Raw genomic sequence first — 15,617 nt, forward strand, 5'->3', positions numbered from 1 at the left:
AAGGCGCCCGTGCCGTCCGACGGGTCGGTGAACCCTGCCTACCTCCTGTGCGTCTCCCTCGGCGGTGGCAGCGCGTACGGCACCGGTGCCGCCGGGGGAGGGCTGTACCTCGACGGTGCCAAGGAGGGTGAACTCGACGTGGTCGCCCCCTGCGCCTTCGCCGACGGGTCGATGATCGACGACTGGGGGATCGCCTACTACTCGAACGGAACAATCCGGGGCAAGGACCTGTCAACCGTGTTCCGCTTCGACGTGCACGCTGTGCCGCGCGTCTTCTAGGCGCCCGTCCACGCCGACCGCCGCCGCCTCGGCAGCGCCGGGTGGCGGCGTCCCTGCGAGAGCCGAACAAGGCCCGCCCGGAAACCTGGGCGGGCCTTGTCGCGTCCGATGCCGACGACGGCGGACGATTCACGCACTCAGCCGATCGGGAACCGCCCCCACCGGCTGAGGATGCGCTCGCTGATGAGGTCGTTGCCCCCGGGGGAGGGGTGCAGGCGATCGGTCAGCAGCGGCGCATCGTCGGCACCGAAGAACTCCAGGCCGTCCACCCAGGACAGGTGCGGATCCTCGGCCATCCGCGCCTGGGCTACCTCGTAGGCGATCTGGCGGGCCCGCGACACCGTGAGGGCGCCCTCGTCCTTCTCCACGTCGCGGCGCGAGGGACGCATCGTCCCGCCGTCGTCGATCACCGGGCCCGGGGTGTCCTCGTGGATCGGGCAGATGATCGCCCCGATGAGCACCAGCGGCGTGGTCGGGTGACCGTCGCGCACCGTGTCCAGGAACCCGTGCAGCGCGGGCAGGAAGGTGCGCTCCCGCATCGAATCCGCGTTCACCAGGTTGACGCCGATGCACAGCGTGATCAGGTCGGCCGGGGTGTCGCGGATCATCCGCGCCGTGAACTGGTCGGCCTGCGCGTTCCCGCCGAACGCCAGGTTCCGCAACCGCACATTCCAGGCGTCGGCCACCTGCTGGGGGATCGTCCGCGACGGATCGGGCGCGTTCGTGCTGTGGGAGATGGAACTGCCGTGATGCAGCCACCGCGGACGCGCGTCCACGCCGGGCTCCACCGGGCGGTCGGCCTCCAGAGTCACGATCTCCAGGGGAGCCCCGTGGGGGAGCAACACCTCGACGGTGGCGCCGCCCGCAGGCAGATCCGCCGTGACCGTGCAGGACTCGCCCTCGATCCGGTCGATGCGCAACGAGACGGTGTCCACCGCCAGCACGTCGAACGTGGCGATGTCGACGACCCGGGCGGACGCGGCCAGCGGATCCGCGACGCCGCTGCGCGGATGGACGCGGACCACCAGATTCGGGACGCCCGGCTCCCCGCCCGGCATGGCGATCGAGGTGCCGTGCACCGTCACCGTCAACGCGTCGGCGTCGGTGGCGGCCAGCACGCGGACACCCGCCGTGTTGCCCTCCACCCAGCGAAACAGCAGGTCGTTGACCTGCGTCCTCGCGCGGGCGGTCAGCCGGTGGGGGACGAGCCCGCCGTGCGGGCCCTCCACCAGATCGGCCGCGTCCACGATGAACGGCGCCAGACCGGTGCCGGTGATCCGCACGCTCATGAAGGCGACGCCTCCGCGGCAGCGTCGGTGAACTCGGCCAGCACCTCACGGGTCAGCCCCATGTTCCAGGTGGTCAGCTTGATCATCGGCAACTGCAAGAACATCTGAATCAGCTCGCTCGACTGCTCGGCCAGCGTCGCCGGGATGCCCGCCCGCACCCGGTCCACCAGCACGCGGCCCCGCGGGTGGGCGGCCCACTCGGCGACGGTGTTCCACTCGGTGAGCGGCGACACGTGCCCGTCCCCCTCGGTGGTGACCGTCAGCGTGGCGCGAATGTCGCGGCTCGATGCCGCCACCTCCACCGCATAGGTGCCGGGGTCGACGACCCACTGATGCTCGACCGCGTTCCAGCGGGCCAGGTCGGACGCCTCCACGGTGATGGCGACGCGCTGGCTCGCGCCAGGATCGAGGGTGACCTTGGCGAACCCCCGCAGCTCGTGCACCGGCGGTTGCGAGTGCTGCGGGCGCCGCACGTACACCTGGACGACATCGGAACCGCGCCGCTGTCCGGTGTTGGTGACGGTGACCTCCACCCGCCAGGTCAGCGTGTCGACCACGGAGATCGCGGTGTCGGTCCATGCGAACGACGTGTAGCCCAGGCCGAAGCCGAACGGGAAGCTGACCGAGCGGTCGAGGGCGTCGTAGTACCGGTAGCCGACGTAACCGCCCTCCCCGTAGAGGGCGATCTGATCGTGGCCGGGGAACGTCAAGAACGACGGGTTGTCGGCCAACCGATGCGGGATCGACTCGGCGAGGCGGCCGCCCGGCTCGGCGTCGCCCAGCAGCACATCGGTGAGGGCGGCACCCACCGCCTGGCCGCCGAGCCACTGGCACAGCACGGCGTCGGCGAGGTCGCGCACCTCGTCCAGCGCCACGATGCCACCCCCGGAGACCACGGCGACGATCGGGATCCCGGTTCGGCGCAGTGCGGCCAGCGCGGCGATCTGGTCGGCGGGCAGGTCGATCGAGGACCGGTCGAACCCCTCGGACTCCACCCCGTCGGGCTGTCCCAGGAACACGATCGCCACGTCGGCGTCGCCCGCCGCGTCGAGGGCCTCCTGCAGCAGGGTGTCGGCGTCGGGGGCGTCCGGTCCGGAGGTGGAGGGGAAGCCGGGCACCGCGGTGACCGACTCGATGCCCAGCCGCGAGGTGAGCGCGTCGAGGGGAGCGGTCACGCGGGTAGGAACCACCCGCGACGACCCGTCCCCCTGGTAGCGGGGCGTGACGGCCAGGTCACCGACCAGCACCACCCGGCCCGGGGTGGCAGCCAGCGGGAGGACGCCGCTGTTGGTGAGCAGCACCATCCCGTCGGCGGCCGCGCGGCGGGCCAGCGCCTCCCCGGCCTCCACGTCGATCTCGGTGGGGTGACCCTCGCGGGGGGTGGTGCGGTCGGCGAGCTGGGCGAGCCGGGCGCGGACCGTGTCCAGCACGGCCGGATCCAGGCGCCCCTCGCGGACGGCGGCGACGACCTCCTCGTCGGTCCCGGAGGGTGGCATCTCCAGGTCGAGCCCGGCGGCGACGGCGGCCACCCGGTCCGCCACCGCGCCCCAGTCCGACATCACGAGGCCGTCGAAGCCCCATTCGTCGCGGAGCAGTTCGGTGAGCAGCCAGTGATCCTGGGAGGCGTAGACGCCGTTGATCTTGTTGTAGGAACACATGAACGCCCACGGCGCATGGTTGCGGACCAGGTGCTCAAAGCCGCGCAGGTACAACTCACGCAAGGTGATCTCGTCGACGCGCGCGTCGATCCGCATCCGGTCGGTCTCCTGGTTGTTGACCGCGAAGTGCTTCGGAGTGGCGGCGACCCCGCGGGACTGGATGCCGTCCACCATCGCGCCGGCGAGCCTGCCGGAGATGCACGGATCCTCCGACAGGTACTCGAAGTTGCGGCCGCCGAGCGGGGAGCGCTTGATGTTGAGCCCGGGCCCGAGGAGCACGTCGACGCCCTGGGCGCGTGCCTCGGTGCCGAGCGCAGCCCCCACTTCGCGCATCAGCGGCTCGTTCCAGGTCGAGCCGAGCGCGACGGCCGTGGGGAAGCAGGTCGCCGGCAGCGACCCGCCGATACCGAGGTTGTCCCCGCCCGCCTGAGGCTGGCGGCGCAGGCCGTGGGGGCCGTCCGACAGCGTCAGCTCGCGGATCTCGCCGGGGAGCTCCGTGGAGGACCACATGCCGGCCCCCGACGTCAGCGCGGCGAGCGCTGCGAGGTCATCGGCCCCTTCAGGGGTGTGCGTCGTATCAGTCATCACGTGCCTTTCGGGTGTCGGACGCGCCGCCGGGCAGGTCGATGCCCAGCAGGCGCAGGAAGGTCACGACGTCGTCGGCCATGCCGAAGCCGTCGGGGGAGGTCGGGTCGCGGAGGATCCATTGGAGCTGGAGCCCGTCCATGAGAGCCACGAGCTGACGCGCAGCAGCCTCCGGGGCGATGGCGATGGCGGGCGGGTGGGCGGAGAAGCGGGCGGCGAAGGCCTCGGTGAACGACTCGACCACCCGTTCGTACCGGGCCACGAAGTAGGCGTGGGCGGGATGCTCGGGGTCGGTGGCCTCGGCGGAGAGCTTGACGAACAGCGAGATCATGGTCGGGCTCTCGGCGTTCAGCCGGACGACGTTGATGAGCTGGGCGAAGACCCCGGCGACCGCGTGCGGGTCGCGCCAGTGGGGGGACAACGTGTCGTCGGGACGCAGCGCACGGTCGAACTGGAGCGCGTCGCGCCACGTCAGCACTTGCAGGATCAGTTCGTCCTTCGAGGCGAAATGATGCAGCAACCCCGCGTGCGTCAAGCCGGCCGCCGCCGCGATGTCGCGCAGGGAGACGTTGCTGGATCCGGACTCGCTGAACAGGTCCAGCGCGCAGCGGATGATGCGCTCCCGGGTGCGCTCCCCCTTGGACTGCTTGGCCCGCGGAGACCGCGATCGGCACCACCTGGGTGTTCGACCGCCGAGACGACTACTGGGGCGACAAGCTCCCCTTCAAGCGCGTGGTCTTCAGCGTCTTCGACAACGAGAACGCCATGGTCAACGGCCTCAAGACCGGCCAGCTGAACTCGGCGCTGCTCCAGACCTCTGACCAGCAGGCGGCGGCCAAGTCCGACGCCAACCTGACCAGCCAGGACACGTCCTTCGACTTCCAGGGCATCCTGATCTTCGACCGCGGCGGCAAACTCAACCCCGCCCTGGCCGACGCCCGGGTGCGGCAGGCGCTGAACTACGCCATCGATCGTGACGCGCTCGTCGAGGGCATCCGGCAGGGCCGCGGCACGGCGACCGCGCAGGTCTTCGGAACCAGCACGAAGGGCTACGACGCGAGCCTCGACACCTACTACTCCTACGATCCGGCGAAGGCGAAGGCGCTGCTGGCCGAGGCGGGCTACGCGTCCGGCCTGACCGTGACCCTGCCGAACATGCCCACGATCTCGACCGACAACATCCGCACGGCGCTGACCTCACAGATGGCCGAGGCCGGGATCACCCTGGAGTGGGCCGAGAGCGCGAACCCGTTGCAGGAGATCTTCCGCCAGTTCAAGTTCCCCGGCATGGTCATGAACATGGGCCAGTCCTCCAACGACTGGAACTACGTCCAGACCTACATTCAGCCCGGCACGTTCAACTTCTTCGGCAACTCCGACCCGGTGCTGACCGAGCAGGCGGCCACGCTGCAGACCACCACCGGTGCCGAGTACGACGCGGCCGCCACAGCGATCAACCGGCGTTTCGTCGAGCAGGGCTGGTTCGTCCCGTTCTACCGGATGACCTACGCGCTGGTGTCCGACAAGACGGTGACGGTGGTGCCGCAGGACGGCATGGCGGTCCCGTCGCTGTACAACTACACCCCCGCTTCCTGAGGGACGCTTCTCCGACGTCTCGGGGCGGGCGGCGCGTCCGCCCGTCTCGAGACCAGAAGGGCAATACGCATCATGGTCAGATTCGTCGCGCGGCGCCTCGCCGCCGGTGTGGTCTTGCTGTTCGTGATCTCCTTCCTGTCCTACGTCTTGCTGTCCCTGCCGGGCACCGACGTCGGACGGCAGCTGCTCGGGCAGTCCGCACCCCAAGAACTGGTGGACGCCAAGAACCACGAGCTGGGCCTGGATCTTCCGATCCTCACCCAGTACTGGAACTGGCTCCTCGCCGCACTCCAGGGCGACTTCGGTCGGTCCTGGTTCACCTCCGAGAGCGTCGTGCGCGCCATCGGCAACCGGCTCCCCGTGACCCTGTCGCTGATGATCGGCGTCACGCTCATCACCGCGCTGGTCTCCTTCGCCGTCGGCGTCTGGGCGGGTGTCCGGCGCGGCGCCGTCGATCGAGCCCTGCAGATCTTCGGCGTGCTGGGCTATGCACTGCCCGGCTTCCTGGTGACGCTGGTGCTGGTGCTGGTCTTCGCCGTCCAGCTCCGCTGGTTCCCCGCCATCGGCTACATCTCGATCGACCGATCCTTCACCGGCTGGCTGTCCACGGTGACGCTGCCGATCATCGCGCTGTCGATCGGCTCCATCGCGGGCACCAGCCAGCAGGTCCGGGGCTCGGTGATCGAGGTCATGCGGCAGGACTACGTCCGCACCCTGCGGGCGCGCGTGTCCGGGCGGGGCGAAATTGCGAAACCTCACACGATTCTGCGAAACGATGAGAAATCTGGGCCGTTCTGGGCGGATTCTGCGAAACCTCTGGGTGGCAGCGACCTCTCTGGCCAAGGCCCGGCACCAGATCTGCCGATGGGCGTGTGCTCATCAACTGCCCAGAGTCGGTCGTCGACCTCGGAGGGCGTGACCTCACCCACATGTCGATGATCGGACGTCTCGATCGGCCTGGTCGCGTCCTTTCGCCCAGTAGGACCCACAGGGATTTCGCTCGGTGCGGGACGCAAAGCGGTCCCTGCAGGCTGAGCTGGATGAGTTAGCCCGCGGCGGATTCCTGTTGCTGGCAGGAGGGCGCGCGGGCTTCCTCGGAGGCGGGGCGCTCCCGGTCCGGTTGCGGCGCTGAGGTCGTCCGCCCGCCGACGTGGAGGCGCTCCGCGTGTCGAGCCAGAGCAAGCCGATGGCGCCCCATAGACGGCGCCTCGGCCTGTGTGATCCGAGACCCTAAGTCGTCCGGTTGACACCCTCATTCGCGCAAGCGCGTTGCAGAACGTGCAGGTAGCCGTCGCAGAAAGCGGGGTGCGCCGTTGCAGGGTGTGATGGGGTAAGGGCATGCGTATTGCGTCCGGGCTGCTGACCGTCGATGACTACCAGAGCGCTCTCGTCGACGAGTTCTTCGCCACGCGACGCCTGATTCCGGACGATGCTGCCATTTCCGGGTTGTTCCTCCACGAGAGCGCAGGTGAGTGGGCTCAACGCCGGTGTGCAGGCGAGTTTGCTCCCATCCCCGGTCAGATCGTGACCGTCAGGAAGAGTGGACATGGGGTGCGTCCCGTTGCCGAACTGTCGGTGCGCGATCGCGTGCTGTACCGCGCGCTCGTGTCGCGGTGGAAGACCGAACTGCCGTATCCAGACCGGTCTTCCAAGGCTTACGAGACGTTCCTCGAAGCGCCGCTGGCGTCGAAGGCTGCACCGACCTACGTCGTGTCTTCTGACGTCACCGCTTGCTATGAGTACGTGGATCACGGATTGCTGGGTCGCGAGGTCTTGGCCAGGACCGGTGACTCCGACGGCGTCGAAGCACTAACAGACCTCCTGGCGGGTTTGATGGGCCGCTCCTACGGGCTGCCGCAGCAGTCCGGCACGTCTGACGTCCTGGCGGAGGCATACCTATCTGTTGTCGAGCGACGCCTACTCAGGCAAGGCCTCACGGTGTGGCGCTACAACGACGACTTCCGCGTTGCCGTCGACGGCTGGAGCGACGCGCTCAATGCGGTGGATGCTCTTGAGCGCGAGTGTCGCTCAATGGGACTCGCGCTGAACGACCTGAAGACGGTCATTCGCAAGGGTGAGACCTACAAGCAAGTCCTGGGCCGTCGGGCCGAAGTCATGCAGGAGATCTCTGGAGAGGTGGAAGTCGACCTCACCGACATTGTGATGGGCCCATACGACGACGATGTTCAGGTCGTCAAGCCGGAGAAGAACGACGTGGAGGTGGGCGCCGCGCGCCAAATCGTTGCCGAGTGGGCCACGCTGCAGGACAAGATGCTGGCACCTGACCCGGAGGTGGGCCTGACCTCGGAGGAAAAAGACAAGCGCGCCGCATTGACCGACCTTCTCCGTTGGGCTTTACCAACTTTGGAATTGGAAGCAACCGATGGCGGCGTTCTCGAAGCCTGCTCACAGATTCTGCGGACCGAGCAAACGCTGACTCCCTACGTCGCGAGGTACGTAGAGAAGTCGAGAGACGCCGGCAAAACGGTTGCGTGGTTCGAGACATTCCTCGCAGGAAACCCCTACCTAACACCGTGGCAGGCGTGGTGGATCGCGCCATCCCTTCGTGCATTAATGGGGTCGTACGCGGCGGGCTCAAGGCAGCGCGACTGGCTGCAGTTGGTATGGCAAGACCCAGCCTGTCCTGAGCCGGTCAAGGCCGGGATTGCGTTCACCGTCGCGCGGAAAGGCATGTCCCACGTCAGCGACCTCTTGAAAGTCTATGAGGCCATGACGGACACAGGTCGTCCGTTCATCGCCCGCGCAGTCGGTGCCATCGCCACGACGACCGATGCTGGGGCAGCGACTCTCCTGGACGAGGACGAGTGGGTGAAGTGGGCGTTCCAAGCGGGGCAAGCCGATGCCTGATCCGCTGCGCAACCTCACCAAGTTCGCCGAGGACGCGGTCGGCGACATTCGACTCATCGTCCACGACTACCGGGCCGCTCGCGCATCAACCGGGCGCATCTCTGTTGGACGGTTCGGGTCAGCCGACCAAGGCTTTGGCGACCGCGCCACCCAGTTCGCTGTGGCCAACATCGTCGCGGTAGTCGAGCACTACGCCGAACAGATCCTCTTGGACGCAGGCAGCGACCCAAAGACTGTGAGGACCTGGCCCAGCAAGGTGAAGGTGTGGCAGGCGGTGTTCGGCCCCGACATCGAGGACCCGAGCATCTGTCCATCGTTTGTGCCCATGAGAGGTTACTACGAGGTGCGCAATGCGATCATGCACCGCCGCGGCGAACTCACCGATTCGCAACGGAGGGACGAGATCTATGCGCGGCTGGAGGCCGCCAGCGTTGAGCTGGTCGGGTTCAACGTCGTGGTCTCGCGGAACACGGTCTCCACCTGCGCTGACGTGTGTGTGCGCTGCGTGGAGGAACTCGACGCCACCGTGTAGGGGGCGCCGAGGCGGACAAGGGGGTTGCGAGAGCCGTCACATCGGGCGAGGGCCATGGTCTGCCTGCAGGGTCACCCGCCATACCGCCGCAACCTGACGCACTCATCTAGAAGCCGCTGCTGGTGAGTGGGCGGCGATCGGCGGACAGCATGGGCTGGGCGGGCCGACAGCCGGGGTCAGGTATGGAACACGCGCTCGAGTGCGGCCACGGGGACGAGTTTGGCCGCTGCCGCCGCCAAGTCCGCGTCGATTGTCATCGGGGCGGCGGCCTGGAGCCTGACCAGCGCGATGCACTCGGCGTTACCGATCGTGTCCCAGCCCTGCTGCCTCGCGATGTCCCAGGCCGTGCGCCGGCTTACCCGGTCGTTGAGGAGCCGGAGTTTGGTCTCGGTGAGTTGCTCGTGCACTGCGAGCGCCTCCTGCTCCGGCAGGTCACCGTGTTGAACCTTCTGCAGCAGCAGGTCCATGACCTGTGACCGGATCGAGGCGGGCGCCACCAGCTGATGGGCGGGCGGAACGGTCCTGCCGCTCTCCAGGACGCGCAACAGGGTCCTCGCATCGACCACGAACCTGGTCATTGACCGACTCTAGCTAGCTGTTCACGATCGTCACCGGGGCCGCCGAGCCCGACCACCTGATCCACCGACACCGACTCCAGTACGGACGCCATCAGGTCATCACGACGGCGTGACCACCAGCAGCAGGTCGCCACCTTCCACCGTCTGGGACTGCTGCAGCGCCACCCGCTGCACCGTGCCCGCGACGGGCGAGGTGATGGACGCCTCCATCTTCATCGCCTCGATGGTCGCCACCTGGTCGCCGACCGCAACCGTAGAGGTGGATCACGTCGCCGGCGGCGTCCGCCAGGATCTGCACCTCGATCTGCCGGGGCTGCTCGACGGCCTGCTCCAGGTAGACGCGGGAGTCGCCGAACGCGGCGTCCGCCTCGCGCATGGCGGCAGCCGGGCGGCGTCGTCGACGCGGCGCATGCCCCGACCGCCGCCGCCGGCGACGGCCTTCACGAAGACGGGGTAGCCGATCTCCGCGGCGGCGGCCACCAGCGTCTCCGCGTCGTCGGACGGCTCGGCGCCCCGCAGCACCGGCAGCCCCGCCTCGCGGGCGGCGGCGATCGCGGTGGCCTTGTTGCCGGTGAGGTCGAGCACCTCGGCGGCTGGGCCGATGAAGGTGATGCCCTCCTCGCGACAACGGCGCGCCAGGCCGGCGTTCTCGCTCAGGAAGTCGTACCCGGGGTAGATCGCGTCGGCATTGGCCTCCTTGGCCGCGCGCACGATCCCCTCGATGTCGAGATAGGCGCGCACCGGGTGGCCGCGCTCGCCGATCTCGTAGCTCTCGTCCGCCTTCAGCCGGTACTCGGCAAGGCGATCCTCGTACGGGAACACGGCACCCGTCTTCACCCTGAGCTCGGTGCAGGTTCCCTTTGTCTGCCCGCGGCGATGGTCGGCGCCGCCAGACGACGACGCGCCGGTGCCCGAGGTGGCACCCCAACTCGTGGATTCTGTGCGACGTAGAGCCGTTGGACTACCAATATCCGGGGTCGCATCGCGGGGTGTGAGACGAAACGCCTTGTCAGAGGCTTTGGGGTGCCGACGGGCGATCTCCTTGGTAGTCCACATGGCGCTACGCATCGCCCGTGAACCCTCGACAATGCCCGTGTGGGAACGCAAGCCGTTCGTACGGGTCCTGTACCCACCGGGACACCCCCCGGTGGGATAATGGGCGCGGTTCCCCAGACGACGAAGGAGTCCTCGTGCCCATGTTCCCCGCGCTCACCGATCCCAGCTCGATCCCCACCGGGGACATGCCGGGGGACAAGGTGCACATCACCGATTGGCATCTGGCGACTGCGGCCACGCTATACCCCGCCCTGCGCGAGCAGCTCGACCCCGTCCTGGCTGCGGGACGCGCCGTGGTGTCCGTCTACGGCGGCTCGGGCGTGGGCAAATCCGAGCTGGGATCGCTGCTCGGCCACGCGCTCAACGCGGACGGCATCGGCGCCTACATCCTGTCGGGCGACAACTACCCGCGTCGGATCCCCTCCGTCAACGACGCCGAACGCCTGCGCGTCTTCCGCCACGCGGGCGCACGCGGGCTGGTGGACGCCGGGGCCTACGACGCGTCCGTCCGGGACGCCCTCTCCTCCCTCCAGGCTGCGGGGACGGACGCCGACCCGGCGGCCGCAGCCGAGCACCCTTGGCTCCCGACCTACCTCGGCGCTGGCTCCACGGCGCTCGCCGCGTACCTCGGGACACCGAACGAGATCGACTTCGCCGAGGTGAATGCGATCATCGCCGCCTTCAAGGGCGGCGCCGACACCATGACCCTCAAGCGCATGGGGCGCACCGAGGCCGACCAGTGGTATGACCAGGTCGACGTCTCGGGCACCCGCGTGCTCGTCATCGAGTGGACCCACGGCAACAGCGACTTCGTCGAGGGCGTGGACGTGCCCATCCTGCTCAACAGCACCCCGGCGCAGACGCTGGCGCACCGCCGCGCTCGCGCCCGTGACGGGGCGGTCGACAGTCCCTTCACGACCCTCGTCTTGGGATTGGAGCAGGCCAAGCTGGACGCGCAGGCACCCAAGGCGTCCCTGATCCTGTCGAAAGAGGGCGAACTACTCACCTACGACGCCTACCTGCAGGCGATGGGGCGCCACCTCCCCCGCGATGGCGTCATGCTGAACGCCTACCCCGACAGCCTCGACGGCACCCTGGCAGGCCTGGCGGCGTTCGTGCAGCGTCCCGAGGTCGCCGGCGCGTTCAGGTCGCTGTACCTGCTCCCCAGCGTGTTCAACAGCGACCTCGACCGCGGCTTCAGCGTGATCGACTACGGGCTGAACGACCTTCTGGCGAAGCCCGCCGACCTCGAGGCGCTGGCCGCCGCGGGGCTCGACCTGAAGTTCGACTTCATCCTCAACCACGCCTCGGTGCTGTCGCCCCAGTTCCAAGACATCCTGGCCCGCGGCGAGAGGTCGCCCTACAACGACTTCTTCATCGACTGGAACGCCTTCTGGGCCGGTCACGGCGAGATGACGCCGGAGGGCTACATCCAGCCACGCGCGGACCTGATCGAGCACATGTTCTTCCGCAAGCCGGGCCTGCCGCTGTTGATGGTGCGTCTGCCCGACGGGTCGGAGAAGCCGTTCTGGAACACCTTCTACCAGGAGGTCCGCTACCCCCGCGTGGACGCCCAGGACCTGATGGCGGCCGGCCTGCAGTACGCCTCGGCGGACGAGTTGGCCACCCGGGTCAACGCCACCATCGCGGACGGCGGACGACCCGGGGATGCGGACTTCACCGGCTTCGAGGCGTGGCGGGACGCCGTGGTCGACCTAGTGGAGTCGCGGCGCACCTACCTGGGCCAGATGGACCTCAACATCAAATCGCACCTGGTGTGGACGTTCTACGCCGACACCCTGGCCAGGCTCGCGGGCTACGGCGCCGAGATCGTCCGGCTGGACGCTTTCGCCTACGCCCCCAAGGAGCCAGGCGAGAAGAACTTCCTCAACGACCCCGGTACGTGGGATCTGCTCGACCAGGTGAAGGCGTTGGCCGACCGGCACGGGTTGAAGCTGCTGCCCGAGATCCACGCCCGCTACGAGGAGGGCATCCACGAGACGATTGCGGCCAAGGGGTTCCTCACCTACGACTTCTTCCTGCCCGGGCTGCTGATCCACGCGTTCGAGACGCACTCCGCCGAGCGCCTGCTCGCGTGGATCGGCGACATCCAGGCCAAAGGCATCAAGACGGTGTCGATGCTGGGCTGCCACGACGGCATCCCGCTGCTCGACCTCAAGGGCCTGCTCAGCGACGACGAGATCGAGTCGGTGATCGCCACGGTGCGCGGACGCGGCGGCTACGTGAAGGATCTCCACGGCCAGAAGGCGACCTACTATCAGGTCAACGCCACGTACTACAGCGCTCTGGGCTGCGACGACGCATCGATGCTGCTGGCCCGGGCGATCCACCTGTTCATGCCGGGCAAGCCGCAGGTGTGGTACCTCGACCTCTTCGCCGGCGAGAACAACCTGGCCGCCGTCGAGCGTGCGGGGTCGGGCGGGCACAAGGAGATCAACCGCACCAACCTGTCGGCCGACGACCTCGAAGCCGGCCTCGCGAAGCCCGTTGTGCAGCGCCAGATCGACCTGCTGCGGTTCCGCAACACCCACCCGGCGTTCGGGTGGGATGCCGAGCTGACGGCGTCCGGAGAAGGCTCGGTGTTGACCTTGGAGTGGTCGCGCGAGGGCCACACCGCACGGTTGGAGGCCGACCTCGCGACCCGGGCGTTCCGCATCACCGCGGACGGCACGGACCTCGACAGCCAAGGCTGACCCTGCGTTCGGCGCCCCCGGCCGGCGGGCAGGGTGCGCCGTCGCAGCGCTCAGACGTCCTCGGGCACCTCGATCTCGGTCACGTCACCCCACGCCGCCGGGGGACGCACCACCAGGACCTCGCACGGGGCTTCACGCACGACGGCAGACGCGACCGTGCCGAGCAGGCGTCCGGCGAGACTGGTGTCTCGGATCGCCCCGATCACGATGAGGTCCGCCTCGTGCTGCTGCGCGGCCCTCAGGAGGGCGGAGGCAGCCTCGCCCTCCACCAGCAGCGACGCCTTGACCTGCGCGCCCAGGCCGGACGCCGTGGATGTCGCGGTCGCCAACGCGTCGCTGGCCGCCTCGCGTCCCAACACAACGGAGGTCCGGGTGTCACCGAGGGTGGCCGTCGCCTTCGCACCCTCGCGCATCGTCATGCCCGAAAAGGCGCAGACGATGACGAGGTCGGCCTCCTCGGCAGCGGCCAAGAACGAGGCCCTCGCGACGGTCGGGTCGGACAAGGCAGAGCCATCGGTGCCGACGACGATGCATCCGTACGGAGTCATGCTTGCCATCTCAGGCTCCCTTCGTGGTGACGGTCTCGTCGCCAGAGCCGACCGGCTCGATGTCGCGCACGATCGGGGGCTCCTTGACCCAGAGCATGACCAAGCCGGCGATGCCCAGCAGGATGCCGGCGGCCATGATCGCGTTGTTGGGGTTGCCCCCCAGCAGGTTCGCGTAGATCGCGCCGAACGTCAGCGTCTGGATGAGCATCGGGATGACGATCATCATGTTGACGATGCCCATGTAGACGCCGTAGCGGGTCGAGGGAACCATGCGCACGATCATGATGTAGGGCACGCCCATGATGGACGCCCACGCGATGCCCAGGCCCACAATCGCGACGACCTTGAGCGGCAGGGTCGGCATTTGCGGGAACAAGAGCAGACCCACCGTGGCGCACCACAGGGCGATGGCGTGCACCCACTTCGCGCCCAAGCGGCGGGCCAGGGCAACCAGCCCAAACGCGACACAGAAGGTCACGATGTTGTAGGCACCGTTGATGACGCCTGTGTTCGCGACGGCGAGCTGATAGCCCTCGGAGCGGGCGTCCGTCGTGCCGTACAGCGACTGGGACACCGACAACGACACGTATTGCCAATAGATGTTCATGGCGTACCACTGGAAGAGGTACACCAACGCCAGCTTCCGCATCTCGACCGGCATGTCGACGATGGCGTCCTTGATCTCGGCGATGAAGTGGCCGGGGCCACCCTTACTGGCGCGGAGCTCGGCGAGTTCTTTCTCCGTTGGCTCGAGCTCGGGCGTTGACAGCACCGAGATGAGCACCGTGGCGATCGAGCAGACCGAGCCGAGGAGGAACGCCGGGTAGACCCACAGCGGGATGCCGACGGACTGACCCAGGCCGAAGACGCCCTGGAAGAACATCAGGCTCAAGTTGGCCAGCGTGATCCCCAGGCCGGTGAAGAACGACTGGGCGAGGAAGCCCTTGCCGAGTTGGGCCGGGGGGAGCCGGTCGGCGATGAACGCGCGGTAGGGCTCCATCGCGGTGTTGTTGGAGGCGTCCAGAAGCCACAGCAGGAGAACCGCCATCCAGACCGCCCACACGAACGGGAACAGCGCCAGGCAGATCGCGCAGCCGATGGCACCGATGAGGAAGAAGGGGCGTCGGCGCCCGCGGAAGAAGCCCTTCTCCACCCATGTTCGGTCTGAGAGGGCCCCGATGATGGGTTGGATGAGCAGGCCCGTGACCGGACCGGCCAGGTTGAGCAGCGGCAATTGGTCGTGTGACGCGCCCAGGAACGTGTAGATCGGATTGATGGCCGTCTGCTGCATGCCGAAGCTGTACTGGATGCCGAAGAACCCGAGGTTCATCAGGAGGATCTGCGGCATGGTCATGATGGGCTTCGTGCGGACGACCGCCGACGTCGTGGGGGCTCCTGCGGTATTCATACCTGTCCTCCATCCAAATAGGTGCCCAAGCGGGCCAATTCCTTCTCCCAGCCGGCGGCGTGATACTGCGCCACGGCCGGGTCGTACGGCCCCTGGACGATGCGCACGAGCGTGCTGTCGCCACCCATGGCGGTGAACTCGACGCGCAGTTCGAGGGACTCGTTCGGGTCGATGCCGGAGTCGCCCGTGATGCGCTGACGCGCGACGAACACGTCCGGTTCGAAGTACTCGGTGAAGACGGCGTCCGTGGTCACGCGGACGCTCGGGTCGTCGTCGCGCACCTTCACGTGATGGTGCTTGCCGCCGGTCCGCAGGTCCGACGTGACGCTCTCCCGCTCGACGTGCCACCCAGGGCTGCCCCGCCACTGGGACATCTCCTCGGCAGCGGTCCAGGCGCGAAACACGCGGGGCCGCGGGTGGGCGAACTCCTGCTCGACCACGACGATGACATTGGCTGACATGCGTCCTCCAAGAGGGGGTTGACTCGGCGCTCGGGGGCCACCCGA

At 68.2% G+C, this 15,617-nt stretch carries 14 protein-coding genes and 1 pseudogene; 6 read left to right on the plus strand and 9 right to left on the minus strand.

The features are described from left to right. A partial coding sequence (locus V7E09_RS05740; protein ID WP_324523141.1) for a hypothetical protein occupies positions 1-279 on the plus strand: 279 nt, incomplete at its 5' end. A gap of 137 nt (positions 280-416) precedes the next feature. On the opposite strand, the gene V7E09_RS05745 is transcribed toward V7E09_RS05740, so the two are convergent. From V7E09_RS05745 to V7E09_RS05755, 3 genes are read right to left on the minus strand one after another with little or no spacing between them, the layout of a single operon-like run. Further along, positions 417-1,568 (minus strand): GDSL-type esterase/lipase family protein, encoded by a 1,152-nt coding sequence (locus V7E09_RS05745; protein ID WP_324509676.1) that lies wholly within the window; start codon positions 1,566-1,568, stop codon positions 417-419. Further along, complete coding sequence (locus tag V7E09_RS05750) at positions 1,565-3,811, minus strand: glycoside hydrolase family 3 C-terminal domain-containing protein (protein WP_324509675.1); 2,247 nt, start codon at positions 3,809-3,811, stop codon at positions 1,565-1,567. Before V7E09_RS05750 ends, V7E09_RS05745 begins: the two co-directional genes overlap by 4 nt. After that, entirely contained in the window at positions 3,804-4,427 is a 624-nt protein-coding gene (locus V7E09_RS05755) for a TetR/AcrR family transcriptional regulator (protein ID WP_324523146.1), read from the minus strand. Before V7E09_RS05755 ends, V7E09_RS05750 begins: the two co-directional genes overlap by 8 nt. A 65-nt stretch (positions 4,428-4,492) precedes the next feature. Here V7E09_RS05755 and V7E09_RS05760 point away from each other — a divergent pair, with 65 nt between their 5' ends. The 4 genes from V7E09_RS05760 to V7E09_RS05775 all read left to right on the plus strand — a co-directional run bounded on the left by V7E09_RS05760 (position 4,493) and on the right by V7E09_RS05775 (position 8,807). Continuing rightward, entirely contained in the window at positions 4,493-5,407 is a 915-nt protein-coding gene (locus V7E09_RS05760; RefSeq protein ID WP_324509674.1) for an ABC transporter substrate-binding protein, read from the plus strand. A 72-nt stretch (positions 5,408-5,479) separates the two neighbouring features. Further along, complete coding sequence (locus tag V7E09_RS05765; RefSeq protein WP_324509673.1) at positions 5,480-6,346, plus strand: ABC transporter permease; 867 nt, start codon at positions 5,480-5,482, stop codon at positions 6,344-6,346. Between the two features lie 399 nt (positions 6,347-6,745). Further along, positions 6,746-8,275, plus strand: a complete 1,530-nt coding sequence (locus V7E09_RS05770; RefSeq protein ID WP_324509672.1) for a reverse transcriptase domain-containing protein — start codon at positions 6,746-6,748, stop codon at positions 8,273-8,275. Continuing rightward, positions 8,268-8,807 carry a hypothetical protein gene (locus V7E09_RS05775; RefSeq protein ID WP_324509671.1) on the plus strand — a complete coding sequence of 180 codons (540 nt, stop codon included), beginning with the start codon at positions 8,268-8,270 and terminating at the stop codon, positions 8,805-8,807. The genes V7E09_RS05770 and V7E09_RS05775 overlap by 8 nt, the downstream gene beginning before the upstream one ends. A gap of 176 nt (positions 8,808-8,983) precedes the next feature. On the opposite strand, the gene V7E09_RS05780 is transcribed toward V7E09_RS05775, so the two are convergent. The 3 genes and pseudogenes from V7E09_RS05780 to V7E09_RS05795 all read right to left on the minus strand — a co-directional run. After that, positions 8,984-9,385 carry a hypothetical protein gene (locus V7E09_RS05780; RefSeq protein WP_324509670.1) on the minus strand — a complete coding sequence of 134 codons (402 nt, stop codon included), beginning with the start codon at positions 9,383-9,385 and terminating at the stop codon, positions 8,984-8,986. 99 nt (positions 9,386-9,484) lie between these two features. Continuing rightward, positions 9,485-9,619 carry a biotin/lipoyl-containing protein gene (locus V7E09_RS05785; protein WP_324509742.1) on the minus strand — a complete coding sequence of 45 codons (135 nt, stop codon included), beginning with the start codon at positions 9,617-9,619 and terminating at the stop codon, positions 9,485-9,487. Positions 9,620-9,701: 82 nt separating this feature from the next. After that, positions 9,702-10,453, minus strand: a pseudogene (locus V7E09_RS05795) (biotin carboxylase N-terminal domain-containing protein); the annotation flags it as partial. A 128-nt stretch (positions 10,454-10,581) separates the two neighbouring features. Here V7E09_RS05795 and V7E09_RS05800 point away from each other — a divergent pair. Next, complete coding sequence (locus V7E09_RS05800; protein WP_324509741.1) at positions 10,582-13,155, plus strand: sucrose phosphorylase; 2,574 nt, start codon at positions 10,582-10,584, stop codon at positions 13,153-13,155. A gap of 50 nt (positions 13,156-13,205) precedes the next feature. Here V7E09_RS05800 and V7E09_RS05805 read toward each other — a convergent pair whose 3' ends face one another. Genes V7E09_RS05805 through V7E09_RS05815 form a run of 3 tightly spaced genes read right to left on the minus strand, consistent with a single transcriptional unit; the run spans position 13,206 to position 15,572 of the window. Then, a complete protein-coding gene (locus tag V7E09_RS05805; RefSeq protein ID WP_324509669.1) occupies positions 13,206-13,712 on the minus strand; it encodes a universal stress protein in 507 nt (168 codons plus the stop codon). A gap of 1 nt (position 13,713) precedes the next feature. Further along, on the minus strand, positions 13,714-15,111 hold the full coding sequence (locus V7E09_RS05810) for an MFS transporter (protein ID WP_324509668.1): 1,398 nt from the start codon (positions 15,109-15,111) through the stop codon (positions 13,714-13,716). Then, positions 15,108-15,572, minus strand: coding sequence for an SRPBCC family protein (locus V7E09_RS05815; protein ID WP_324509667.1), 465 nt, complete (start codon positions 15,570-15,572; stop codon positions 15,108-15,110). The genes V7E09_RS05810 and V7E09_RS05815 overlap by 4 nt, the downstream gene beginning before the upstream one ends. Positions 15,573-15,617 lie beyond the last annotated feature (45 nt).

The organism is Propioniciclava sp., assembly GCF_036744435.1.
GTDB lineage: Bacteria > Actinomycetota > Actinomycetes > Propionibacteriales > Propionibacteriaceae > Propioniciclava.